This is a genomic window from Actinomadura viridis, from assembly GCF_015751755.1.
Taxonomy (GTDB): domain Bacteria; phylum Actinomycetota; class Actinomycetes; order Streptosporangiales; family Streptosporangiaceae; genus Spirillospora; species Spirillospora viridis.
The window spans coordinates 7,360,146-7,383,098 of record NZ_JADOUA010000001.1; the positions used below are offsets into that span (position 1 = coordinate 7,360,146).

Annotated in this window: 20 protein-coding genes and 1 pseudogene; 10 read left to right on the forward strand and 11 right to left on the reverse strand. The window is 71.8% G+C overall.

Features of this window, described 5'->3' with window-relative positions:
* The first annotated feature begins 85 nt into the window (after positions 1 to 85).
* The 3 genes from IW256_RS33410 to IW256_RS33420 all read left to right on the forward strand — a co-directional run bounded on the left by IW256_RS33410 (position 86) and on the right by IW256_RS33420 (position 4,575).
* On the forward strand, positions 86 to 1,387 hold the full coding sequence (locus IW256_RS33410; protein ID WP_197014733.1) for an alanine racemase: 1,302 nt from the start codon (positions 86 to 88) through the stop codon (positions 1,385 to 1,387).
* Complete coding sequence (locus IW256_RS33415; RefSeq protein WP_197014734.1) at positions 1,387 to 2,982, forward strand: N-acyl-D-amino-acid deacylase family protein; 1,596 nt, start codon at positions 1,387 to 1,389, stop codon at positions 2,980 to 2,982. The genes IW256_RS33410 and IW256_RS33415 overlap by 1 nt, the downstream gene beginning before the upstream one ends.
* Positions 2,983 to 3,171: 189 nt before the next feature.
* The gene (locus IW256_RS33420; protein ID WP_197014735.1) at positions 3,172 to 4,575 is read left to right on the forward strand and encodes a GntP family permease; all 1,404 of its coding nucleotides are present in this window, start codon (positions 3,172 to 3,174) and stop codon (positions 4,573 to 4,575) included.
* An 81-nt stretch (positions 4,576 to 4,656) separates the two neighbouring features.
* On the opposite strand, the gene IW256_RS33425 is transcribed toward IW256_RS33420, so the two are convergent.
* Positions 4,657 to 5,220, reverse strand: a complete 564-nt coding sequence (locus IW256_RS33425) for a DUF5825 family protein (protein WP_197014736.1) — start codon at positions 5,218 to 5,220, stop codon at positions 4,657 to 4,659.
* Positions 5,217 to 7,151, reverse strand: a complete 1,935-nt coding sequence (locus tag IW256_RS33430; RefSeq protein WP_269217966.1) for a RiPP maturation radical SAM C-methyltransferase — start codon at positions 7,149 to 7,151, stop codon at positions 5,217 to 5,219. The genes IW256_RS33425 and IW256_RS33430 overlap by 4 nt, the downstream gene beginning before the upstream one ends.
* Positions 7,152 to 7,249: 98 nt before the next feature.
* Here IW256_RS33430 and IW256_RS33435 point away from each other — a divergent pair, with 98 nt between their 5' ends.
* Positions 7,250 to 8,530 (forward strand): MFS transporter, encoded by a 1,281-nt coding sequence (locus IW256_RS33435; RefSeq protein ID WP_197014737.1) that lies wholly within the window; start codon positions 7,250 to 7,252, stop codon positions 8,528 to 8,530.
* A gap of 145 nt (positions 8,531 to 8,675) precedes the next feature.
* Here IW256_RS33435 and IW256_RS33440 read toward each other — a convergent pair whose 3' ends face one another.
* The 6 genes from IW256_RS33440 to IW256_RS33465 form a co-directional block, all read right to left on the reverse strand.
* Positions 8,676 to 9,704, reverse strand: a complete 1,029-nt coding sequence (locus tag IW256_RS33440) for an STM4015 family protein (protein WP_197014738.1) — start codon at positions 9,702 to 9,704, stop codon at positions 8,676 to 8,678.
* 70 nt (positions 9,705 to 9,774) lie between these two features.
* Positions 9,775 to 10,560 carry an alpha/beta fold hydrolase gene (locus tag IW256_RS33445; protein WP_197014739.1) on the reverse strand — a complete coding sequence of 262 codons (786 nt, stop codon included), beginning with the start codon at positions 10,558 to 10,560 and terminating at the stop codon, positions 9,775 to 9,777.
* 79 nt (positions 10,561 to 10,639) lie between these two features.
* On the reverse strand, positions 10,640 to 11,209 hold the full coding sequence (locus tag IW256_RS33450) for a TetR/AcrR family transcriptional regulator (RefSeq protein WP_197014740.1): 570 nt from the start codon (positions 11,207 to 11,209) through the stop codon (positions 10,640 to 10,642).
* 5 nt (positions 11,210 to 11,214) lie between these two features.
* Positions 11,215 to 12,768, reverse strand: a complete 1,554-nt coding sequence (locus IW256_RS33455; protein WP_197014741.1) for an MFS transporter — start codon at positions 12,766 to 12,768, stop codon at positions 11,215 to 11,217.
* A 235-nt stretch (positions 12,769 to 13,003) separates the two neighbouring features.
* A complete protein-coding gene (locus IW256_RS33460) occupies positions 13,004 to 14,230 on the reverse strand; it encodes a GNAT family N-acetyltransferase (protein WP_307829271.1) in 1,227 nt (408 codons plus the stop codon).
* 109 nt (positions 14,231 to 14,339) lie between these two features.
* On the reverse strand, positions 14,340 to 15,314 hold the full coding sequence (locus tag IW256_RS33465) for a hypothetical protein (protein ID WP_231404039.1): 975 nt from the start codon (positions 15,312 to 15,314) through the stop codon (positions 14,340 to 14,342).
* Between the two features lie 259 nt (positions 15,315 to 15,573).
* Between IW256_RS33465 and IW256_RS33470 the strand changes: the two genes are divergently transcribed.
* A complete protein-coding gene (locus tag IW256_RS33470) occupies positions 15,574 to 16,305 on the forward strand; it encodes a CHAP domain-containing protein (protein ID WP_197014742.1) in 732 nt (243 codons plus the stop codon).
* Here IW256_RS33470 and IW256_RS33475 read toward each other — a convergent pair.
* Together IW256_RS33475 and IW256_RS33480 are read right to left on the reverse strand one after the other, a co-directional pair.
* The gene (locus IW256_RS33475) at positions 16,268 to 17,047 is read right to left on the reverse strand and encodes a TIGR01458 family HAD-type hydrolase (protein ID WP_197014743.1); all 780 of its coding nucleotides are present in this window, start codon (positions 17,045 to 17,047) and stop codon (positions 16,268 to 16,270) included. The genes IW256_RS33470 and IW256_RS33475 overlap by 38 nt on opposite strands.
* A 25-nt stretch (positions 17,048 to 17,072) precedes the next feature.
* Positions 17,073 to 17,879: a UTRA domain-containing protein gene (locus IW256_RS33480; RefSeq protein ID WP_197014744.1), complete on the reverse strand. Its 807-nt coding sequence runs from the start codon at positions 17,877 to 17,879 to the stop codon at positions 17,073 to 17,075.
* Between the two features lie 144 nt (positions 17,880 to 18,023).
* On the opposite strand from IW256_RS33480, the pseudogene IW256_RS33485 reads away from it, so the two are divergent.
* The 3 genes and pseudogenes from IW256_RS33485 to IW256_RS33495 all read left to right on the forward strand — a co-directional run.
* Positions 18,024 to 18,398: pseudogene (locus IW256_RS33485) on the forward strand (ATP-binding protein); the annotation flags it as partial.
* Between the two features lie 58 nt (positions 18,399 to 18,456).
* Positions 18,457 to 19,620: a serine hydrolase domain-containing protein gene (locus tag IW256_RS33490; RefSeq protein ID WP_197014746.1), complete on the forward strand. Its 1,164-nt coding sequence runs from the start codon at positions 18,457 to 18,459 to the stop codon at positions 19,618 to 19,620.
* Between the two features lie 402 nt (positions 19,621 to 20,022).
* Positions 20,023 to 20,742, forward strand: coding sequence for a hypothetical protein (locus tag IW256_RS33495; protein ID WP_197014747.1), 720 nt, complete (start codon positions 20,023 to 20,025; stop codon positions 20,740 to 20,742).
* A gap of 75 nt (positions 20,743 to 20,817) precedes the next feature.
* On the opposite strand, the gene IW256_RS33500 is transcribed toward IW256_RS33495, so the two are convergent.
* Entirely contained in the window at positions 20,818 to 21,381 is a 564-nt protein-coding gene (locus IW256_RS33500; RefSeq protein WP_197014748.1) for a dihydrofolate reductase family protein, read from the reverse strand.
* 191 nt (positions 21,382 to 21,572) lie between these two features.
* Between IW256_RS33500 and IW256_RS33505 the strand changes: the two genes are divergently transcribed.
* Together IW256_RS33505 and IW256_RS33510 are read left to right on the forward strand one after the other, a co-directional pair.
* A complete protein-coding gene (locus IW256_RS33505; protein ID WP_197014749.1) occupies positions 21,573 to 22,142 on the forward strand; it encodes a PadR family transcriptional regulator in 570 nt (189 codons plus the stop codon).
* Positions 22,129 to 22,944: an SGNH/GDSL hydrolase family protein gene (locus IW256_RS33510; RefSeq protein ID WP_197014750.1), complete on the forward strand. Its 816-nt coding sequence runs from the start codon at positions 22,129 to 22,131 to the stop codon at positions 22,942 to 22,944. The genes IW256_RS33505 and IW256_RS33510 overlap by 14 nt, the downstream gene beginning before the upstream one ends.
* The last annotated feature ends 9 nt before the right edge of the window (positions 22,945 to 22,953 follow it).

The following is a 22,953-nucleotide window of genomic DNA, read 5'->3' on the forward strand; positions in this document are numbered from 1 at the left end:
GCCGTTGACCCGCGCGCACCGTGATGTTACAACCGCAGAAGCGCAGGGCGCAATGAACGTTGCGTCATGTGCAACGTAGGAGGTCATGGTGGAGACCATTGACGGCGAGGCGGTCGACGCGCTCGGCGACGAGATCCTCGACTGGCGGTTCAAGGCCGTCCCGGCCTCGGCGCACGGCAGCACGGTGCGGGAGTACGCCCGTTCCCGGCGCCCCCTGGAGGAGTTCGGCACGCCCCTGATGACCCTCGACGCGGGCGCGCTCGACCACAACCTCCGGCTGATGGCCGGCTGGACCCGCGCGGCGGGCGTCCGCCTCGCGCCGCACGGCAAGACCACGATGGCTCCGCAGCTGTGGCGGCGGCAGCTGGACGCGGGCGCGTGGGCCGTCACCGTCGCCAACCTGCCGCAGCTGCGCGTCGCGCGGGCCTTCGGGGTGCGCCGCGTACTGCTGGCCAACGCGCTGCTGGACCCGGCCGGGCTGGCGTGGCTGGCCGCGGAGCTGGAACGGTGTCCCGACTTCACGTTCCTGTCCTGGGTCGACTCGGTCCGGGCGGTCGAGCTGATGAACGAGGCGCTGCGCCACTGCCACGCCCAGCGGCAGGTGGACGTCTGCGTCGAGCTGGGCGCCCCCGGCGGGCGGACGGGCGTGCGGGACGCCGACGAGGCCGTCGCGGTGGCGGAGGCCGTACGGAAGTCCCCTGTCCTGCGGCTGGTGGGCACGGCCGGGTACGAGGGCGCGGTCGCGCACGACGCGTCCCCCGAAGGGCTGGACGCGGTCGCCGCCTACCTGCGCACGCTCGCCGACGTGCACGCGCGGCTTCCGCACGAGACCGGCGAGCCGATCGTGACGGCGGGCGGCAGCGCGTTCTTCGACCAGGTCGTGGAGGCGCTGGGCGGTCTGGACGCGCACGTGGTCCTGAGATCGGGCGCGTACCTGGTGCACGACGACGGGTTCTACCGGGACATCTCACCGTTCGCCCGTGGCTCCGGCGACACCGGCGACACCGGCGACACCGGTGGCGGCTCCGGCGGTGAGGGCTCCCGGCTGCGGTCGGCGATGCACGGCTGGGCCCGCGTGATCTCCTGCCCGGAGCCGGGCCTGGCGCTGCTCGACGCGGGCAAGCGCGACCTCCCGTTCGACGAGGGGCTGCCGGAGCCGCAGCTCGTCCGGGGCGCGGGCCCGGAGCCGCTCGCCGGCGCCCGGGTCACCGCGCTCAACGACCAGCACACCTTCCTGGAGGGGGCGCGGGTCGAGGCCGGCGACGTCGTCCGGTTCGGCCTGTCCCATCCGTGCACGGCGTTCGACAAGTGGACGCTGATCCCGGTCGTCGACGACGCCGGCGCCGCCCGTCCCGTGGTGGTCGACCTGGTCCGGACGTGGTTCTGATGGCCGGCCTCGTGATCCGCGGCGCCACCGTCGTCGACGGGACGGGCGCACCCGGGCGGGTGGCCGAGGTCGCCGTCACCGGCGGGCGGATCGAGGAGATCGCGCCGCGCGGTCTCACCGGAGCCCGGGTGATCGACGCCACCGGACTCGTCCTGGCGCCCGGGTTCATCGACATGCACGCGCACTCTGACCTCGCGCTCCTGGCCGAGCCCGACCACCTCGCCAAGGTCGGCCAGGGCGTCACCTGCGAGGTCATCGGGCAGGACGGGCTGTCGTACGCCCCGGTGGACGACACCACCCTCGCCGCGACCCGGCGGGCGATCGCGGGCTGGAACGGCGACCCGCCCGGCTTCGACTGGAACTGGCGGAGCGTCGGGGAGTACCTCGACCGGCTCGACGCCGGCATCGCCGTCAACGCCTGCTATCTCGTACCGCAGGGGTCGGTGCGGATGCTGGCGATGGGCTGGGCGGCGCGCCCGCCCACCCTCGCCGAACTGGACCGGCAGCGCGAACTGGTCGCCACCGGCATGCGCGAGGGCGCGGTCGGGATGTCCAGCGGCCTCACCTACGCGCCCGGGATGTACGCCGATGACGGGGAACTGGCCGAGCTGTGCCGGGTTGTCGCGGCGTACGGCGGCTTCTACGCGCCGCACCACCGCTCGTACGGCGCTGGAGCGTTGCAAGCCTACGCCGACATGGTCGAGGTCTCGCGGCGCTCCGGCTGCCCCCTGCACCTGGCGCACGCGACCATGAACTTCGGCGTCAACCGGGGCCGCGCGCCGGAACTGCTCCGGCTCCTGGACGAGGCCATCGCCGCGGGCTGCGACATCAGCCTCGACACCTACCCGTACCTGCCCGGCGCCACCACGCTCGCCGCGCTGCTGCCGAGCTGGGCCGCCGAGGGCGGGCCCGCGGCGACGCTCGCCCGGCTGGCCGACCCCGGCACCGCGGAACGGATCCGGCACGCCATGGAGGCCGAGGGCTCCGACGGCTGCCACGGCGTCCCGGTGGAGTGGGACACGATCGAGATCGCCGGGTCGCCGGCCGGCCCGGCGGCGGTCGGCCGGACGATCGCCGAACTCGCCGCCGCGTCCGGGCGGGCCCCGTTCACGGTCTACCGCGACCGGCTGCTCGCCGACGACCTCGGCACCACGATCCTGCAGCACGTCGGCGACGAGGAGAACGTCCGCGCCATCATGCGCCACCCGGCGCACACCGGCGGCAGCGACGGCCTGCTCGCCCCCGCCAAGCCGCACCCCCGCGCCTGGGGAACGTTCCCGCGCTACCTGGGCCACTACACGCGCGAGCTGGGGGTGCTGTCCCTGGAGGAGTGCGTCGCGCACCTCACCGGGCGTCCCGCCCGGCGCCTCGGGCTGGCCGGACGCGGGCTCATCCGGCCGGGCCACCACGCCGACCTGGTGCTGTTCGACCCCGCCGAGGTACGGGACGCGGCGACGTTCGACACGCCCCGGCGGCAGGCCGAGGGCATCCCGTACGTGTTCGTCGGCGGCGTCGCGGTCATCGCCGAAGGCCGCCACACCGGTGCCCTGCCGGGCCGCTCGCTGCGCAGGAAGGAGGACGGCACCGTCCACTGACCAGCCCCCGCCCGTTGCCCTCGCCCGTTGCCCCAGCCCAGCCCCCAGCCCTCAGCCCCCGCCATCAGCCTCCCGCCTCTTTGCCTCCCGCCTCCCAAGCCCCCGCCTCTTTGCCTCCCAAGCCCCCGCCACTCACGGAAAGGCCCCTCGCCCCCAAGGAAGGCTCCGCCCCCCATCGAAAGGCTCCCCATGGTCGATTGGCTGCAACACGAAACGGGCGGCCTGCTGCTGCTCTGCGCGGCGGCGATCGCGGTCCTGCTGTTCCTCATCATCAAGATCAAGCTGGAACCGTTCATCTCGCTGCTGGTCTCCGGCCTGCTGCTGGCGCTGGCCGCCGGGCTGAGCGTCGAGGAGATCGTCGGCACCGCGCTCAGCTCCAAGGAGTCGATCCTGGAGAAGGGGTTCGGCGGCATCCTCGGGCACATCGCCCCGATCATCGGCCTGGGCACCATCCTGGGCGCGATCCTGGAGGCGTCCGGCGGCGCCGACGTGCTGACCCGGCGGCTGCTGGGGATCTTCGGCGAGCGCGGCGCGCCGCTGGCCATGGGCCTGGCGGGCCTCATCTTCGGCATCCCGGTCTTCTTCGACATCGGCATCTTCGTTCTGGCGCCGCTGGTCTACATCACCGCCCGGCGCGGCGGGCGCTCGCTGGTGCTGTACGCGATGCCATTGCTGGCCGGGCTGTCCATGACGCACGCGTTCCTGCCACCGCATCCCGGGCCGGTCGCCGCGGCGGGGCTGCTCGGCGTCTCGCTCGGCTGGATCATCGTGATGGGCCTGGTCTGCGGCCTTCCGGCGTTCCTGGTCGCGGGCGTCGCCTGGGGCTCCTGGATCGGCAAGCGCGTCCAGGTCGCGGTGCCCGACGACTACGTGGTCGCCGAACGGGCCCGCGAGGAGGAGGGCGGCGCGGCGGAGAAGCGCCCCGAGCCGGCGCTGAGCCTGGTCCTGCTGATCATCGCGGTGCCGCTGCTGCTCATCCTGATGGCCACGTTCGGGACGGTCTGGTGGGAGGAGAGCGCGGTCCTGCCCGTGCTGACCTTCTTCGGCAACCCGGCGGTGGCGCTCACCATCGCCGTCCTGCTGGCGATGTGGCTGCTGGGCCTGCGCCGCGGCATCCCGGCGGCCGAGCTGTCGGAGCTGGCCACCCGGTCGCTGCGGCCGATCGGCATGATCCTGCTGGTGGTCGGCGGCGGCGCGTTCTTCGGCGCGGTCATCTCCGCGACCGGCGTGGGCAAGGCGCTGGCCGGGACGCTGTCGGACGCGGGCCTGCCGCTGATCGTGCTGGCGTACCTGATCAGCTGCGGGCTGCGGCTGGCCCAGGGCTCGGCGACCGTCGCGATCGCCACCACGAGCGGGATCGTGCAGCCGCTGCTGAACGGCGAGGGATACGGCCAGGCGTACCTGGCGCTGATCGCGGTCGCCATCGCGGCCGGCTCGATCATCGCCTCGCACGTCAACGACGGCGGTTTCTGGATCGTCTCCCGCTACTTCAACATGTCGGTCCGGGACACGCTGAAGACCTGGACGGTGCTGGAGACCATCCTGTCGGTCACCGGCTTCGCCGCCGCCGCACTGCTCAGCCTCCTCGTCTGACCCCGGCTCTCGTCGACCTGCGGCGAGTTGTCGCGTGACCGGGTGGTCAGGGCAGCAACTCGCCGCAGGTCAACGTGCGCATCAGACGGCGAAGAAGGGGATGGGCCACCGGGTGAGGCGGTAGGGGAGCGTCACCACCAGGTCGCCGGCCGGCAGGAGGAGCCGGCGGCGCAGGAGGTCCAGCAGGGCCGGGGCGTCCAGGTCGCTCGCGCGGGCCGGGGTGAGGCAGGTGGTGAAGACCTCGATGACCGCCGGGTCCGTCAGGACGCTCCGGACCGGGCACGCGGGGTCGCGGACGTCCTTCACCTGCACGAACCCCGGCCCCATCCGGTAGTAGAGCGAGCCGAAGGCGTAGGAACGGGCCCACGTGTCTTGCTCGGCTGCCGCCTCCTTCTCGGCCTGGCCGTCCTCCCGGCCGTGCTCCGTGCCGCCCTTCGTGCCGCCCTTCGTGCCGTCGTCCGTGCCGTCCTCCAGGTCGGCGGGCGGCGGCAGGTGGTGGAGCAGGGCGAGGTCGAGCGGGCCGGTGATCCGGCCGCGCCACTCGACCCGTTCACCGGTGGGCACCAGGTCGCGCAGCAGCGCCACGGCCCGGGTCGTGGCGGCGGGGTCGCCGCCGAGGTCCAGCGTGCCGTCGATCGCGGTCATACGTGCGGCCGCCAGCGGGAGGACTCGCCCAGCCGCCCGGCGTCCTTGTGCACGGGCACGCCCCGCGTGGCCAGCGCGACATGGGTGCCGCCGTCGCGGAAGACGAGGCCGCGCGCGACCTGCTCGCGCAGCCAGCCGTCCACGTCCACGTCCACGTCCACGTCCACGTCGACGCCGTCGTCGCCCGTGCCGAGCAGCCTGGCGAGGGCGGCGGCCGTACGGCCGCGTTCGAGGGCGCGGTAGGCGTCGGCCTCCCATCCGGTGAGGACGTGGTCGGCCTCGGGCCACCCGGCCCTGCGGTCCTCGATCAGCACCCGTCCCTCCGCGCCGTCCCGCATGACGAGGGTCGAGACGGGGTAGGCGTCGCGCCACCGTCCGGCCGCGTCCTGGAGGCGCCGTTCCATGTCGGCGGAGACGCCCGCGGGCGGGGTGTCGAACAGGTAGACCAGGTCGTTCAGCTCCTCTTCGGGCAGGTCGTAGACATGGCCGTAGATCCGGTGCGGGCGGCGTTCGGCGAAGCCGAGGCCCGGGTCCTCGAAGTACGGGCTGAACCGTTCGAGGAGGATGCGGCCGACCGAACCGGGCGGCTGCAGGTGCACCAGGGCGGGCATCCGTTCGATGATCTCCAGGTAGTCCGCGTCGGTCTCGCCGGGGAAGCCGCACAGGTGGTTCCAGGACGCGGTGATGCCCTCGCTCTCGCAGTCGCGCAGCATCCGCACGTTGATGGCCGCGGTGGTGCCCTTGTCCATCAGCTCCAGGACGCGGGTGCTGAGGCTCTCGATGCCGGGCTGGACGCAGTGCACCCCGGCCTCGGCCAGCAGCCGTACCTGGTCGGCGCGCAGGTTGGCCTTGACCTCGTAGTGCATGCGCAGGTCCCATCCGGACGCCGCCAGGCCGGGCAGCACGTCGCGGAAGAAGCCCATGTCCATGATGTTGTCGACGGTGATGACGTCGAGGATGCGGTGCCGTTCGACCAGGTGGTCCAGGTCGGCGCGGAAACGCTCGGCCGGGCGTGCCCGGAACGCGATGCTCGATCCGTTGAGCCCGCAGAACGTGCACTGGTGCCGTTCGCCCCACCAGCAGCCGCGGGCGCCTTCGAGCAGCAGCTTCGGCTCGATGAACCGCCGCACCGGCGAGGCGTCCAGCACGCGCTGCCAGCCGTCGAAGTCCGGCCGTGGAATCAGCGCGGGCGGGACGGGACCGGCGGCCGGTTCGTTGGCGACCGAGTCCTCCCCCTTCCACCAGCACACCCCGGGCAGGTGCTCCGGGGACTGCCCGGCCTCGATCCGTGCCAGCAACTCCGGGAACACCCGCTCGCCCTCGCCGCGCACCACGTGGTCGACGAACGGATGGTTGCGGTGCAGCGCGTGCCCCATCGCGCCGTCGCAGTTGCTCCCGCCCATGACGATCACGACGCCGGGCGCCAGCTCCCTGATCCGCCGTGCCACCGCCAGCCCGGCGAGGTTCTGCATGAACGTCGAGGTCAGCCCGACCACGTCCGGCCTTCCGGCCAGGATCTCGGCCGCCGCCAGCTCGACGAAACCGGCGGCGAGCGGGCGCATCCGCCGGGCCGGGCCGAGGTCGAGCGCGCCGCCGCGCGCCCGCGCCGCATACGACTCCAGCTCGGCCACCCGCCATTCCGGGTCGCCGTAAAGCGCACCCGCGAATATCCAGTCACCGACCCCGTGGAAGACATCGTCGACCGAAACCTGTTCGCAGATCATCGGAGTGATTTCGCCATCGGTCTCGGCCAGCAGATACTCCGCCCAACGCAGGTAACCATAATATTCGCGGACCGAATCCTGGGGCCGGGCCTCGGCGAGCCTGGCCTTCAGCAGGGCGACCGGCAGCGACGGCAGTTCGACCGACTGCCAGGGCATCGATACCAAGGTCACGTTCAGACCCGGTGTTTCGCGATGTGAAATGTCCATCGGCCCAGTGTTCAACACATTGACAAGAAGGCAAAATGCAGCTGACCGATAAAGGTCATGATCTTGAACCGCCGATCGGCGCGTGATCTCTTCCAGGCATGCTGGCAGCCCTCAGGCAGAGGCGTTTCGCGCTCCTGTGGAGCGGGCAGTCGCTCAGCGCGGTCGGGAACCGGATGTTCCCCGTCATCCTGGCCGTCGTCGTCCTGGACCGGCACTCCGGCGCCATGGCCCTGGGCCTGGTCCTGGCGGTCCAGAGCGTCGCCATGGTGGCCGGGACGGCTCTGGCCGCGGCCGTCGTCGACCGCTGCTCCCGCCGCGCCCTCATGCTCGGCGCCGACCTCGTCCGCGCCCTCGGCGTGGCCGCCCTCGCCCACGGCCCCGACGCCGCCGTGCTCCCCCTCGTCGTCGCGATCGCCATGGCCGAGGGCCTGTTCCAGCCCGCGTACGCCGCGCTCGTCCCGCGCGTCCTGCCCGCCGAGCACCTCCAGGCGGGCAACTCCCTGACCTCCCTCTCCCAGTACGCCGCGCTGATCACCGGCCCGTCCCTCGCGGGCGCGGTCATCGCCGCGGCGGGCACCACCCCGGCCCTCTGGATCGACGTGGCGACCTTCGCGGGCAGCCTCGCCACGCTCCTCCTCATCCACGAGACGCCCCCGGCCCAGGCCGCGCCCGCCGCCCCGCCGACGCGCGCCGCCTCGGGCGCGCCCCGGCGCCCCTGGTCGGCCGGGCAGGCCGCCGCCGACGTCGCCGAGGCCGCGCGCGAGGTGGCGAACCGGCCCTGGCTGGCGGCGTCCATGGGGGCGTCCACGCTGGTCATGGCCTTCGCCGTGGCGCCGATGATCCTCCTGGCGCCGATCGTGGCCGACGCCCGGCTCGGCGGGCCCCGCGCGTACGGTGCCGCCTTCACCGCGCTGGGCGCCGGCGCGATCCTCGGCGCCCTGATCGCGTCGAGGATCCGGACCCGCCGCCCCGGGTTGCCCGCCGTGGCGGGCCTGCTGGCCATCGCCGGTGCGCTGCTGTCCCTGGCGGTCCTGCCCCTGCCGGGCGTGCTGGTGCTGTGGGGCGTCGCCGGCGCGGGCATCACGGTCTTCGAGGTGCTGTGGACGACCGCCGTCCAGCGGGACGTGCCGGACGGCGTCCTCGGCCGCGTCATGGCCCTCGACTGGCTCGGCAGCGAGACCCTCACACCGCTCGGCTACCTGCTCGCGGGCGCCGCGGTCACCTCGTACGGCACCGGCCCCCCGCTGCTCGCCGCCGCCTGCGCGGTCGTGCTCGCGGCACCGCTGCCCCTCCTGGTACGGGGCGGCGCCGCGTTCACGAACCGCCCGCGCGCCCCGTCCGCACCCGCGACCGGCCCCCTGACCGGACGGGTGCGATGATCATCTGCCGTGGACGTGGACTTCCGGACCGGACTGGACGCGCTGGCCGTCCGGGGCGAGCGGCATCCCCTGCGGTACGACCCCGCGGTCGCCGCCGCCCGCGTCCCCGGGCTCCTTTCGGCGGAGTGAACGCGGGCCCGCCGGGTCATTCGGAAACGGCGACGTAGGGGGCGTATCCCTCGTACAGGTGGACCGGTTCGGAGAGATCGACCGAGACGCCGGGGAGCGCGGCGCGCATTCGCTCGGCCATGACGTCGCTGACGTAGTGGTGGTGCAGGTCGAGCTTCTTGAGATGGGTGAGCGGCTGGCCGGAGAGCAGCGCCGCGGCGCCGTCGTCGGACAGCACCCCCATGGCCAGGCTCAGCGACTCCAGCCGGGCCACGACGGGCGCGCCCGCCAGCGCGGCGGCGATCTCGTCCTGGATCTCGCTGTCCTCCAGGCCGAGGTGCCGCAGCGCGGGCAGCCGCGCGCCGGCCAGGATGGGCTCCAGGTCGGCGACGGTGGCGTCGCCGCCGTAGTGCCCGACCCCGAGCCACAGGTCCAGGTGCTCCAGGCCGGGCAGGTCGCTCGCGGCGACGGCCCGGACCACGTGCGCGGGCAGCCCGCCGCACTCGATGCGCAACGTCTTCAGCCCGCGGTTCGCCACCGGACGCAGCGTCAGCGAGCCGCCGCGGACGTCGAGCCGCTCCAGCCGGGGGAACGCCTCCAGCAGGGGGGTGACGTCGGGCAGGTGGACCCAGGACAGCTCCTGCTCGTCCCCGCCCACGTCGCCGAGGAACAGCGCCTCCAGCCGCGGCATCAGGTGCGCCGCGTCGAGCAGCAGCTTCACCGGGTCCGGCTTGTCCTTCTCGTGGAGCGCCCCCCAGTACCCGATGACCAGGGCCGTCACCTGGTAGGTGTCGACCATGTGCAGGAACCGTTCGTAGACGGCCTCGAACGGCGTCTCCTCGTCCGCGGCGATCCGCCAGGCGACGCCCCGGGCCGGGGCCGTCTCGTGGGCGAGCGCGCGCAGGCGTTCGGCGAAACGGCGGATCTCCGCCTCGGTCTCCGTGTCGAGATCCTGGGCGAGGACGAAGTCGCGCAGCTCGCGCTGGTAGTCGAGCTCCAGGAACTCGTCCACGGGGTGGTGCAGGATCTCTTTGATCGGCAGGCCGGCGAAGAGGCCGTGGCGCATGTTCGGGGTTCCCTCCGGCAGGATGGCGGTGCGTTTCTACCACCGGAGGCCGACAGAACCGGCCGCGTGATCAGCCGGCCAGGAACTCCGCCACCACCGGCTCCACCGCCTCGGCGGGCGCGCCGTGGTCCTGCCCTTCCAGCTCGGTGTACCGGCCGTCCGGCAGGAGCCGCGCGATCCGTACGGCGGTCTCGCGGAAGAATCCGGGGCTGGCCCCGCCGGCGATCATCAGGGTCGGGACGCCGACGGCCCGGACGAGGTGTTCCGGGATCGTTCCGCCCGTGTCAGCGTTCCCCATGACCGCGAAGTCGTACGCCATCGTGGAGGCCACGGCCAGCATCCCCGGATCGGCGGCCGGCCCCTCGGCCATCTCCGGCGGCATGCCCGAGGCCGTCATGAAGACCTTGATCGCGTCGCTGCGGCGGTCCTCGGCGATGGCCGCCAGGACGTTCCGCGCGAGCTCCCGCGCACTCCGCTTCTCCTCCTCGCCGTCGCCCCCGTACGGCGGCTCGTGCAGGACGAGCCGGGGGACGGGCAGTCCGGCGGCGGTCGCGTTCAGGGCGAGCGCCGCACCCGAGGAATGGCCGTACACCGCCGCCCGCCCCCCGACCGCGGCGATCAGCGCCCCGAGGTCCTCGATCTCCCGGGCGACGTCGTACGGCGCGGTGTCACCGCTCTCGCCCCGGCCGCGGCGGTCGTAGTTGACCACGGTGAACCGGTGCGCGAGCCGTTCGGCCAGTGCCCGCGTGGACTCCCGGTGGCAGAACATGCCGCTCACCAAGACGACCGGCGGGCCCTCGCCCAGGCGGTCGAAGGCGATCCGGGTCCCGTCCGCCGAGGTCACGAAGTCGGTCATGGAATGCTCCCCTTTCCGTCACCCTCAGATGTTGCGGGGGCCGGGCGTCGGTGACGCACACAAGCGTGACCACCGAAGGCTAGTGGCCGGTTCCTAGTAGCGCTTTGCTGAGGACTGCGCGGATGTGGTCTGGGTCGGCATCGTTGTCGTCGAGGAGGATCGCCGCACACAGCCCGTCGCAAAGTGCGACGAAGGCTTCGATGGCATCCGGGTCTGCCGTCTGTGTTCGGGCGAGTTCGGCGACCTTGTCGCGCCAGCCTCGCGCCGCGGGGCGAAGGGCGGGACGGCGAGCCGCCAGGGTCGACAGCTCACGTTCGGCGAGTGCGCGCTCGCGGCCCGGTCCCCCCGATTCGGCGATGAGCCGGGCGAGCCCGTCGAGAGGGTCGTCCTCGCCATCGATGAGCTGGCGGATGCGGCGGGTGTAGGTGTCGGTGACGCTGGTCAAGGCGGCGACCAGCAAGTCGTCGAGTGTGGCGAAGTAGTAGAGGGTCAGGCTGGTGGTGATCCCCGCCTCCTTGGCGACGGACCGATGGGTCACGCCGGCGGCCCCGTCGCGGCGGACGACCGTGAGCGTTGCCTCGATGATCTGGGCTCTGCGGCGTTGACCGCGCAGTTTGCGCCCATCGACCGTGTCGTGCTCATCCGCCATCGTCCTCACCGATCATCGCCGCCCACGCGAGCCGAGGCTATCGGCTCCGCCTCGGTGGGGGCGTCGGCGATCGGGCGGACGTGGCGCAGCGTCCTGAAGCAGACGACCGATGCTCCAGCGATCGCGATACCCGCGGCGATCGCGGCGGTGTTGAGTCCGCTGGTGAATGCCTCCTGCGCGTGTCGGAGAGCCCCGGCCGGCAGCTGGTCCGCCACCGATGTCGCGCCGGACAGGCTGTCGTCGTAGGGCTCGGCCACGGACCGGGGCAGTGCGGGCCGAGCCTCGATCGCCGTCCGGTAGGTCGCCGTAGTGAGGCTGCCCAGGAGCGCGACCCCGACCGCGACCCCAAGTTCTTGAACGGTCTCCGACAGCGCGGCGGCTGACCCGGACCTCTCCGGCGGTGCCGCGCCTACGACGATGTCGGTGCCAAGTGCGGCGATGACCCCGAGGCTGAGATAGAGGAACGCGAATCCGGCGACCACACTCGGCTTGCCGTCGGTCCCGGTGAAGGCGAGGGCGGCATATCCGATGAGGGACAGCGCGAGGGCGGAGGCCATGACGACCCCCGGGGGGATGCGAGTGGCGATGAGAGGCGCACCGATGCCCCCGATCAGCATGGCCAGTGCCGGTGGCCCCGTCCACAGGCCGGCCGCCGTGGGCGAGAGGCCCTCGACGAGTTGCAGGTGCTGTGTGATCAGGAACATCATTCCGCCGAAACCGACCAGACCGATCAGCAACACCGTCAGGGCGGCGGAGAAGGCCCGGCTGGTGAAGAGTCTCATGTCCAGCAGCGGCTCTTTCAGACGCAGCTGGCGGCGGACGAACGCGACCGCCGAGCCGCCACCGAGAAGGACGGTGGCCGATGCCTGGACGTCGATGCCATGGGCGGCGACATGCTTGATCGCATAGATGATCGGAAGTATCGCCGCCAGGGACAGGCCGACGCTCAACAGATCGGGTCGACCGGCGTCGGTGCGGAACTCCGGCAGCAGCGAGGGCGCGGCGGCCAGCACGAACACGCTGACGGGTACCGCGATCAGGAAGGCGGCACCCCACCAGAAGCCGGCGGCCAGGGCACCGCCCACGACCGGTCCGGCCGCCATTCCAAGCGCGAACATCGTGGCCCATGCGCCGATCGCCAGCGCCCGCTGCCGGGCGTCGGTGAACATGTTGAAGATCAGGGACAACGTGGACGGCATCAGCGTCGCTCCGGCCACTCCCAGCAGCGCCCGCGCCGTGATCAGCCAGAGCGCGCTGGGGGCGAACGCCGCGAGTATCGAGGCCGCGCCGAACGCGGCCATGCCGATCATCAGCAGGCGCCGGCGTCCGATCCGGTCGCCCAACGTTCCCATGGTGATCAGGAACCCCGCGATGAGGAATCCGTAGGTGTCCATGATCCACAACGTCTCCGTCGCGGTGGGACGCAGGTCCGCGGCCAGGCTCGGAACGACGAGGTACAGCGCCGTCACATCGAGCCCCAACAGCATGGTCGGCAACGCCAGCACCGCGAAGCCGGCCCACTCCCGCCACCCGGCATGTGACGACGGTTCCGCCCTCATCCGACCCCTCCGATCTAGTTGAACTTCCGTACTACTTGTACCATCGTTCAACATTAGGGGCGAGCCGGAGCCAGTTCACAGGAACGCAACCTCAGCGTGGAGGGGAGACGGCGGAGACGAGGCGCTCGGCCCGTTCCGCGTCCGAGACGCGGAACGGGCGGCCGGTGAGGCGCGCAGGCCCGGTCAGGCGCGAGCCGCCAGGCGAGCGCCGTGGGACGGGACTTTGAGACAGGGCTTAGAAGTCGTCCGCGACGTGCGGGAGGCGTTCCGTGGCCAGCGCGGCGTCCAGCGCCGCAGCCGCTCCCGGCGTGTGCTCGGTGACCAGACCCGCGCGCACCAGGTCCGAGACCCGCGTGCCGCCCAGATAGGCGGCGGCGAGGTCGCGCACCTCCAGGGTGAGGTCGGCTGGGTCGTCGGTGCCCCGGTAGCCGCACTTTCCATCGGACACGGTGAGCCGGTGGCGCCCGGCGTTGGCGGGCAGCCGGTCGTCCCGCACGTCCAGGACCAGGTCGGCGGGCGCAGCCCAGGACCGTCCCTCCAGCGCGGCGCGCACGTCGATCAGGCGCATCCACAGGGCCGGGAACTGCTCGGTGACGCGGACCTGGTCGCGGTCGGCGGCGAAGAGCAGCAGCGGGTCGTCGGCGGGACGGTTCACGGCCCGTACCCGCGCGGTCAGGTCGATGCCGCTCAGGTACCGCCACAGCGCGGCGGCGACGGCGGGCGTCCCGGCCCGCAGGTCGTCCACCTGGACCAGTCCCGGCCCGTCCTCCCCGGCCCGGGTGCGGTAGACCACGTACCCGGCCACGGGGTCGCCGAGGACGACCACGCGCGGCGGGGACATGGAGGCGTCCTCGCCCTCCACGGCCAGCACCTTGTCCCGCCACCATTCCGGGGTGCGTTCCGGGCTCCCGGCCCGTTCCGCGAGCATGGAGTCGTGGAAGGGGCCGAGAAGGGCGGGCGCCTCCTCCCGGTCGACCAGGCGCAACGGCCTCTCGTCGGGCTCGATCCGCAGCCGGAGCGGCTGCCGCGAGTCGATCTCCAGGGTGACGCCCTCGGTCGCGGCGCCGAATCCGTACCGCCCGTAGATCGCCGATTCGGAGGCCCACAGGGCGGCCAGCGGACGGCCGCCGGCCGCGCACCGGCGCAGCTCCTCGTCCATCAGCCGGGTGAGCACGCCGCGCCGCCGGTGGGTGGGCGCCACGCACACGTACGTCAGCCCCGGGCAGGGCAGGCGGCCACCGGGAACCGAGAAGGTGAACGGGTAGGTGGCGAGAACGCCGACGAGCGCGCCGCCGTCGTAGACGCCGATGCGCTCGGTCCTGCTCAGCATGTCCCGGTGAAGCGCGCGCCTGCTCTCTGACAGGTTGGCGTGGAACGCCATGTACGCCAGGTCGAGCATGCGGTCGAGCTCGGCCTCGGGGATGTCACGGAGAGTCAGGTCGGAGGAGACGTCGTTGTCCACCGTGGCAGGTTAGGGACTCCGGTCACGTGTCCGCATCCGTATTTCGGCCCCTGTAGTGACTCCTGGCCGGCCGGTGACCGGCCGAGTACGCATCGCGGCGCCCGCGCCGTCAGAGCGCCGCGTACCGCCGGGCCACCTCGTGGAAGGCCTCCTTGGGCTCCCACGCCCGCCCGTCGCGGACCTTCACCACGCCGAACCCGGCCATGTCCAGGTCGCGGCGCGGTTCGTCATGGTGGGGGAAGTCCGGCATGGCGAAGGTGAACACGAAGCAGCCGTGGACGCCGTGCGCCGCGTACAGGTCGATCAGCTCGGAGAGGTACCTCGCCTGGGTGCGCTCGTCGCGTACGTGGCCTTCCCTGACGCGGGGCGTCTGGGCCAGCCATTGGACGATCATGAAGGAGGCGGGGCCCCGCAGATCGCCGCCGATGTGGGCACCGCATCCGAACTCGGTGATGACGACCGGCTTTTCCGTCCCGCTCAGCAGGGTGCGCAGCCTCTCCTCGTAGGCGGCGCCGTCGGTGCCGAGGCGGTACAGGTTGACGCCGACGAGGTCGAACCCGGACCAGTCCACCTTCTCCCAGGCGCCCGCCGCGTAGGTGACCGGACCGTGGAAGCGGGGCCGTACCGCGGCGAGCGCGTCGGCGAGCAGGGTGTGGAGCCCGCGGGTGATCCGGCGGTCGAACAGGCGGAGCAGCCGGGGCCGTGTCAGCACCTGCAGGCGGACGAACACGTGCGGTCCCGGGATCATCCCCCGGGAGGTCAGCGAGAACTCGCTGCCGACCAGCAGCGTGACCCTGCCGGGGTGCCGGGCGCGCAGTTCCTCGGCCGCGGTCGCCGTCGCCTCCAGAAGGGCCAGCAGCGCCGAGTGCGGCCGATCGGGGAGGTAGGGCCGGATGTGGACGTCCAGCCCGGCCTCCAGCGCGTACCGCGCGGCCTCGATGAGGGACTCGGCGTCGGAACCGATGAGCGACACCGCCGTGCAGTGCAGATCCTCGGCGATGGCACGCAGGTCACGGCGTACGGATTCGACGGGCGCGTCCGTGACGGCGTACGAGATTCCCTTGACTTCCAGGCCCGTGCTCATGGCCCGACATTAAGGACACCGCGCACGGCAAGACAGCCGACCTTGGGCGATGGCGCCTCGACCAAGGTCGATGCCGAGGGCCGGGCCGGCTCGGAGGGTGCCGGTGTCCTTATGGGCGAACTCGTCACTTCCATTAAGCGTGCCCGAATCAGGGGCCGATCGTTCCTTGTCCCTGGCCGAATATCGGGCATTCGTCACATTGCGCCATGGAATCCCGCTGATCATCCTCTTACCTTTCGTTCAGGAGACAGGAGGATCCATGGCTTGGACCAGACTGGCCCGCAACGGCGGCGCGGTGGCGCTCGCGACCACCGTCGTCCTGACGGTCACCCCCTCGGCGGCACTCGCCGCCACGGGCACCGTCCGGACCAGCGGGCCCGCCCTGACCGTACGCTCCGGCCCCGGCACCGGATACACCTCGGCCGGGAGCGTGGCGAACGGCGCGTCCGTCACGATCACCTGCCAGACCAGGGGCACCACGGTCACCGGGACCTACGGCACCAGCAGCGTCTGGGACAAGATCAGCAGTCCCGCCGGCTACGTGTCCGACGCCTACGTCTACACCGGCTCCGACGGCACGGTGGCCCCGCCCTGCATCCAGACGATCACCAACGACTACCCGTACAAGACGGACTCGTGGAGCCAGGCCGACCCCTGGCTGTTCTACAAGCGCGAATGCGTGTCGTGGGCGGCCTGGCGGATCCGGCAGCGGCTCGGCGTGGACTTCACCAACTCCTACCGCGGCGTCCACTGGGGCAACGCCAACAACTGGGACAACGCCGCCCGTTCCGCCGGAGTCCGGGTCGACGGCACCCCCAAGGTGGGGTCCATCGCCCAGTGGAACGCCGGAACGTACGGGCACGTCGCGTACGTCGCCCGCGTCAACAGCGACGGCACCGTCCTGCTGGAGGAGTACAACAAGGGCGGCACGCACAACTACCAGACCCGCACCGTCACGAAGGGGAGCGTGGAGAACTACCTCCACTTCTGATCAGGTCCGGGAGGTCGGCGACCGAGTCCACGGTGTGGTCGGCCGCGCCGGCCAGGCCCTCGGCGCGCTGGTCGGCGTACTTCCCCGTCCGCACCCGCACGGTCACCGCCCCGGCGGCCCGGCCCCCCGCGACATCGGTGGTCACGTCGTCGCCGACGACCACGCACTCGGCGACGTCCACCCCGGCACTGCGGGCGGCCAGGCGGAAGAAGTCGGGCGAGGGTTTGCCGACGACCCGCGCCGTGCACCCGGCCGCGTACTCCAGCGCCGCCACGACCGCGCCCGTGTCCAGGTGGTCGCCGTCGGCGCGCTTGAAGTACCGGCCACGCTGCAACGCCACCAGCTCCGCGCCGCCCCGCAGCGCGCGGAACGCGCCGTCCAGCAGGGCGTAGTCGAGCGTCTCACGGCAGTCCCCGACCAGCACGTGGGTGTACGGGGGCTCGGCGGCGACGCCGGCGAACTCGTCCGTCAGCGCCTCCGCGACCATGAGGTACACCCGGCTGCCGGACGTGAACAGCGCCTTGGCCGCCACCACCGGTGTGAACAGCTCCTCCAACGGGATGTCCAGCCCGAACCCGGCCAGTTCCTCGACGATCCGCGCACCGGGCTTGGAGTCGGTGTTGGTCAGGAACCGCAGGGCCAACCCTCGTGAACGCAGGGCCCCGACGGCCTCGGCCGCCCCGGCGACCGGCGCGCCCTGGGCGTACAGCGTCCCTTCAAGATCAAGCAACACGGCCCGCATCCGCCACACCCTACGGTGACGCCGCTCAGAACTCGTCCAGCCCGCCGACCTGCCCGATGGTGAAGATGTGGCGGTTGGCCGAGCAGATCGTCTCGAGGACGTGGACGGGCGTCCCCTCGCTGGAGTACGACGCACGAAGCACCTGGACGACCCACTCGCCCGGGTCGAGTTCGAGCGTGTCGGCCTCGAACCGTGTCGCGGGCCGGGCGGTCAGCGTCTCCTCCGCATGCCCGAAGGTGTAGCCGAGTGCCTGAATCGCCGACTGCAACGACGGCTTGACGAATTCCGGTTCGGCGATGCGGCTCTTGCCGAAAAGATCGTCGCGGAAGAATGAGGTGGCGATCCGGACGGGCACCTCGTTGGCGGTCATCATCTTGCGCCGGGCGATGACCTGATCACCAGGCTCGACGCGCAGGCAGGCCGCGACGTGTTCGGCGGCCTCTTCCAGGCCCACGTACAGCATCGTGCGGCCGGGCGTGATCCCCTGGCGCTCGGCCTCCACGAGGAACAGCGAGACCGAACCACGGGTGGCCGGGTCCGTGGGCAAGGCCCGCTGCACGATCACCGGCGGACGCTGGCTGTTCGGTGGTGCCGGAGACTTGGCCATGGGGCCCTTACGCATCTGGGAGACACGTCCAGGGGTGACGCCGAGGGCCTTGGCGATCTCTTCCAGTGTGTGCCCCGCTTCCCTCGCCTCGGCGATCGCGCTTCGGCGGAGACGTGCGGCCTCTTCGGTGATTCCCTGCTGCTCCGTCATGGCGCGGGTGATCGCCCGTGCCCGTTCAATTGGGTCCGCGATGGCAGAGATGTCGCGAATTGTCCTCAAATCCACGAAGGACTCTCCAGCCTTTCCGAGAGAGGATCTTTAGCCCCTCTATTGTGATCAAGCTGCCAGTGTATTTATGCTCACTCCAAGTAACTTTAGCCCCCCTAAAGTCGATCTTGGCGTGGAGGTGAGCCATGGGCGTGCGTCGACGCCGGGGACGTGGACGTGATCACGTCGGAGATCGCTACGAACGCGCGCCGGTACAGCGCGAGCGGGCAGCCTGGTGGGGGCGTGTGGGTGGTGGTCCTGCACGCAGAGCGCCGCCTGCGGGTGGAGATCCAGGACGACGGGGGCGCCGTGACGGTGCCGAAGATCTCGGACGAGATGGACGAGACGGGGCGGGGACTCCTGATCGTGGCCGCCCTGACCTCCGCATGGGGATTCTGGGTCGGCGACGACCACGAGCGCAAAGTGACGGTGTGGTTCGAGATGGCAGAAGACGGAGCGCATAGAGGCGTGGTCGGCGGCCAGGTCGCTGGGCGAGTTGGTGGGGCTGGCCTCAGTGTGGGGCTGGAGGAGTCCTGATGGTGGGGACGGGGTGCCGATTCCTAGCGTGAGTGCTCTCCGGGAAAGGGGAGTCCACGTGCTCAAGAAACGCTTCATCGGTGTGATCGGCGCGGTCGTCGTCGCGGCGCCCGTCCTCTCGTCCCCGGTCGCCGCCGCGCCGGGCTACTCGCGCGAGCAGTTGCAACGCGACGTGGACGCGATCCGCGACACCGGGACGACCGGCGTGCTGGCGGAGGTGAACGTCAAGGGCAGGAGCATGAAGGCGCGCAGCGGTGTCGCCGACCTCCGTACCCGGGAGCCGGTTCCGTGGAACGGGTACTACCGGGTCGGCAGCAACACCAAGACGTTCGTGGCGACCGTGATCCTGCAGTTGGTCGCCGAGGGGAAGGTCGGCCTGGCCGACACGGTGGAGCGCTGGCTGCCCGGCCTCGTCCAGGGGAACGGGAACGACGGGTCGAAGATCACCGTTCGGGACCTCCTGCGGCAGACGAGCGGGCTCTACGACTACAGCTACTACCTGCCGCAGGACGTCGACCACACCCCCGAGACCTACCGCAAGGTGCGGTTCCGGTCGTACACGCCGGAGCAGCTCGTCAAGATGGCGATGCGGCACGAGCCGCTGTTCGCGCCCGGGGCACGGTGGAACTACTCCAACACCAACTACGTCCTCGCCGGGATGATCATCGCGAAGGCGACCGGGAACCCGTGGGAGCACGAGGTCCACGAACGGATCATCGCGCCGCTGGGCCTCGACCACACCTCCAGCCCGGGGACGGGGGCGTACGTGCCGCGCCCGCACGCCACGTTCTACGAACGGTTCACGCCGGGCGGGCCGCTGGTGGACGTGACGGTCTTCTCCGACGGGCACGCCGACGGCGGGCTGATCAGCACCACCGGTGACATGAACCGCTTCCTCCGGGCCCTCCTGTCCGGGCGGCTGCTGCGACCCGCCCAGATGGCGCAGATGAAGCAGACCGTCGAGGCCAAGGAGTGGCAGGTCCTCTACAAGGAGGCCGGGTACGGGCTGGGGCTGGCCAAGCGGCGGACCTCCTGCGGCACCTGGGCCTGGTTCCACGGGGGGAGCATGTTCGGCGTGTCCAGCGTCAACTCGGTCTCCGCCGACGGCCGGACCAGCGTGGAGATCATGCTGCCCACCCAGCCGGGCGAGATGGAAGGCAAGATCGCGCAGCTTGCCGCCGCCGACAAGCTCACCGACCGGGCGCTGTGCGCCGCCCGTTGAAGAGGGGCCGCGGGGACGTGGAGACTCCTGCGGACAACGCGCGGGACGGTGCAGGGGCAGCCCTTCGACGACCTTGAGTCGCTTCTCCGCAGGGGGCGCCGTTGAAGAACCTTTCGGGGTTTTCCGACGTCGCAAGTCATGCGCCATTCCGCAGCCGTGGCCGACCCCCCGGAGGAGCTCCCAGTGACAGGTCCCGCAGGGCCACCGCCCGTCCCGCCAGGGCGCCGGCCACCTCAGTACGGCTACGGGGGCCCGCCGCCGTGGCAGCAGCCGCCGCCGCAGTACCCCCCTCCGCCCCCGCAGTACCCCCCGCCGCCGCGCCCGCCTTACCCGCCGCCCTATCCGCCGCCGCAGTGGGGGCCGCCGCCTCAGCCGCCCCCGGTGCCGCCGAGGCGCGGGGGGGTGAGCCGGGTGCTGAACCCGTTCCTGGCGGCGCGGGCGATGTTCCGCCCCTCCCGGGCGGACCTGATCGTCGATGCCCGCGTCCGGAGGCTGCAGTTCCTCCGGGCCTGGGCGGGGATCGTGGTGTTGCTCGCTGTCGCCGCGGCGTACAAGGCCGCCGCCCCCAAGGAGCTGGCGAGCGAGCGATTCGACGACGCCTGGACCAGCGTCCTGGTCCTCACCTGCGTCCTGCCGCTGGTCGTGGGCGGTTTCATCGCGGCCGCCCGGCCCCCCAACCGGGGCGCGTTCCTGCGCCGTGTCCGCTACCCGCTCATGGCGGTCGGGGCGATGTTCGCCTCGATGTTCACCTTCGCCCTCGCGGCGGCGCCCGAGTTCGCGGGACTGCGGGACGCGCTCGGGCCCGTCGTCCTGATCATCGCCGGGTTCTTCCTGTTCCTCTGGGTGCTGCCGTTCGCGCTGTACGGGATCTTCCTGTCGCTGACCCACGTGTTCCGGACGGCCGATGTCCACGAGGTGGTGCCGCCTCTGGTGAGCGTGTCGGTGTCCTGGGTGATGGCGGTGGTCAACCTGATCACCGACGCCTACGAGGGGATACCGGGCGCCCTGTCGATGGCGCTGCTGCTGGGGCCGCCCCTGACCGTGAGCCTGCTCGCCTACTACGAGCTGGGCAGGCTCCGGCGCCTGTACAGCATCACCGTGCGCAACACGCTGCTGCGCTGACCGTCACGGCCGAGGGCGGCCCGTCGCGGTCGCCCCCGGCTCGGTCGCCCCCGGCTCGGCCGGAAACGGCCCGCTTCAGGAACGCTTCGGCTCGAAGTGCATCGCGGCGATCCCGCACTCGAACGCGTGCGCGCCGACGAGGTCGAACTGCTGGTAGGCGCCCGTGTTCGCGAACACCGGCAGCCCGGCGCCGAGCGCGGTCGGGTTGACGAACAGGTGGAGTTCGTCGAGCAGCTCCTTGGCGATCAGGCTCGACACAAGCGTGCCGCCTCCGTAGGTGATCAGGTCGCCGCCGGGCCGGGACTTGAGGTCGTTCACGGTCTCGGTGAGGTCGCCGCCGGCGATGGTGGCGTTCTCCCAGGGCGACTCGGTGAGGGAGTCGGAGACCACGACCTTGGGCGTGTCGTTCATCCAGTCGATGGACTCCTGGTCCTCCCCTTCGGGCCCGGACGCCCAGGCCGGGATGAATCCCTCGGCGAGCCTGCGGCCCAGCACGATGGTGTCGACCGTGTCGGTGAGCTTGTTGATGTAGGCGTTGATGTCGTCGGTCCAGGGGAACGTCATCCAGTCCATGGCGTTGTCGGGGCCGGCCATGTAGCCGTCGATGCTGACCTGGACCTGAAGCTTGAACCTGCGCACGGGATGCTTCCTTTCGGAGTGATGTCCAGAGGATGCCGGTCCGCCCGGCACCCGTCTACCTGCGCTTTCAGCTTGGTGGGGCCCGCTTACGGGATCTTTAAGTTTTTCCTACGGGGTGGACGGCGCCCGGGAACTCGCTCATACTCATGAATGTGACTATTCAGTTTGATGAGTAAGGCGGGGAGGATCCGATGGCCTTGCGGCACGCCGTGCTGGCGGCCCTGCTCGACGAGGAGCTGAGCGGGTACCAGCTGGCCAAGGTGTTCGACCTGGGGGTGGCGAACTTCTGGCACGCCCAGCCCCAGCAGCTCTACGCCGAGCTGACCCGGCTGGAACGGGACGGGCTGGTCTCGGGCCGGGAGGTGGTCCAGGACACCCGTCCCAACAAGCGGGTCTTCCGGGTCACCGAGGCCGGGCTGGCCGAGCTGGAGCGCTTCACCGCCCTCGCCGCCAAGCCGTCCTTCCTCCGCGACGACCTGGCCGTCAAGGTCCAGGCCGCGGACCACGTCGACGCCGGCACGCTCATCGCCCAGCTGACCGAGCGCGCCGCCCTCGCGCAGGCCAAGGCCGACCTGTTCGCCGGGCTGCTGAGCACCATGCGGGGCGACCGTACCGAAGAGGAGTTCCTGCGCCACGGCGAGCGCGTCGGCCCCTACCTGACCTGCCTGCGCGGCCTCGCCTTCGAGCGCGGCAACCGCGACTGGTGCGAACGCGTGGCCGCCGTACTGAGGGAGAGGAAGGCCGTCCATGACCGGCACTGACCCGCGCTACCAGCGCTATGTCGCCCTGGGCGACAGCCAGACCGAGGGTCTCGGCGACGGCGACGACATCGCCGGCCTGCGGGGCTGGGCCGACCGGCTCGCCGACCACCTCGCCCGGCACAACCCCGACCTCCGGTACGCCAACCTGGCGGTACGGGGCCGCCTGGCCCGGCAGGTCCACGCCGGGCAGCTCGCCCCCGCGCTCGCGCTGCGCCCCGACCTGGCCACCGTGGTCGCCGGGGTCAACGACCTGATGCGGCCGCGGTTCGACGCCGACGAGGTCGCCGGTCACCTGGAGGCGATGTTCGCCGCGCTCACCGCCCAGGGCGCCCGCGTCGCCACCGTCACCTTCCCCGACATCACGCGGATCATCCCGGTCGCCCGCCCGCTCGGCTCCCGCGTCACCGCCCTCAACGCACGCATCCGCGACGCTGCCCGGCGGCACGGGGTGAGCGTCGCCGAGACCGCCTCCCACCCGGTGGTCGTCGATCCCCGCCTGTGGAGCATTGACCGCCTCCACGCGAGCCCGCTCGGCCACGAGCGGATCGCCGCCGCCGTCGCCCACGCCCTCGACCTCCCCGGCAGCGACGACTCCTGGACCCACCCCCTGCCGCCGGACTTCCCGCCCGCCGGACGGCCCACCGTCCGCGGGGAGCTGCGCTGGAGCGCCGCGTTCCTCGGCCCGTGGGTGGGCAGGCGCCTGCGCGGCCGCTCGTCCGGAGACGGCCGCGCGGCCAAACGCCCCGACCTCCTCCCCGTACCGTCCCTGGCGGACGCCGAGCCGAGCGACCGCGGGCGGTGAGCGACCGCG

Bases quoted from the DNA above. Each gene is read 5' to 3' on its own strand.
- IW256_RS33410 (WP_197014733.1), top strand. From the start codon at position 86: ATGGTGGAGACCATTGACGGCGAGGCGGTCGACGCGCTCGGCGACGAG.
- IW256_RS33415 (WP_197014734.1), top strand. From the start codon at position 1,387: ATGGCCGGCCTCGTGATCCGCGGCGCCACCGTCGTCGACGGGACGGGC.
- IW256_RS33420 (WP_197014735.1), top strand. From the start codon at position 3,172: ATGGTCGATTGGCTGCAACACGAAACGGGCGGCCTGCTGCTGCTCTGC.
- IW256_RS33425 (WP_197014736.1), bottom strand. From the start codon at position 5,220: ATGACCGCGATCGACGGCACGCTGGACCTCGGCGGCGACCCCGCCGCC.
- IW256_RS33430 (WP_269217966.1), bottom strand. From the start codon at position 7,151: ATGGACATTTCACATCGCGAAACACCGGGTCTGAACGTGACCTTGGTA.
- IW256_RS33435 (WP_197014737.1), top strand. From the start codon at position 7,250: ATGCTGGCAGCCCTCAGGCAGAGGCGTTTCGCGCTCCTGTGGAGCGGG.
- IW256_RS33440 (WP_197014738.1), bottom strand. From the start codon at position 9,704: ATGCGCCACGGCCTCTTCGCCGGCCTGCCGATCAAAGAGATCCTGCAC.
- IW256_RS33445 (WP_197014739.1), bottom strand. From the start codon at position 10,560: ATGACCGACTTCGTGACCTCGGCGGACGGGACCCGGATCGCCTTCGAC.
- IW256_RS33450 (WP_197014740.1), bottom strand. From the start codon at position 11,209: ATGGCGGATGAGCACGACACGGTCGATGGGCGCAAACTGCGCGGTCAA.
- IW256_RS33455 (WP_197014741.1), bottom strand. From the start codon at position 12,768: ATGAGGGCGGAACCGTCGTCACATGCCGGGTGGCGGGAGTGGGCCGGC.
- IW256_RS33465 (WP_231404039.1), bottom strand. From the start codon at position 15,314: ATGAGCACGGGCCTGGAAGTCAAGGGAATCTCGTACGCCGTCACGGAC.
- IW256_RS33470 (WP_197014742.1), top strand. From the start codon at position 15,574: ATGGCTTGGACCAGACTGGCCCGCAACGGCGGCGCGGTGGCGCTCGCG.
- IW256_RS33475 (WP_197014743.1), bottom strand. From the start codon at position 17,047: ATGCGGGCCGTGTTGCTTGATCTTGAAGGGACGCTGTACGCCCAGGGC.
- IW256_RS33505 (WP_197014749.1), top strand. From the start codon at position 21,573: ATGGCCTTGCGGCACGCCGTGCTGGCGGCCCTGCTCGACGAGGAGCTG.
- IW256_RS33510 (WP_197014750.1), top strand. From the start codon at position 22,129: ATGACCGGCACTGACCCGCGCTACCAGCGCTATGTCGCCCTGGGCGAC.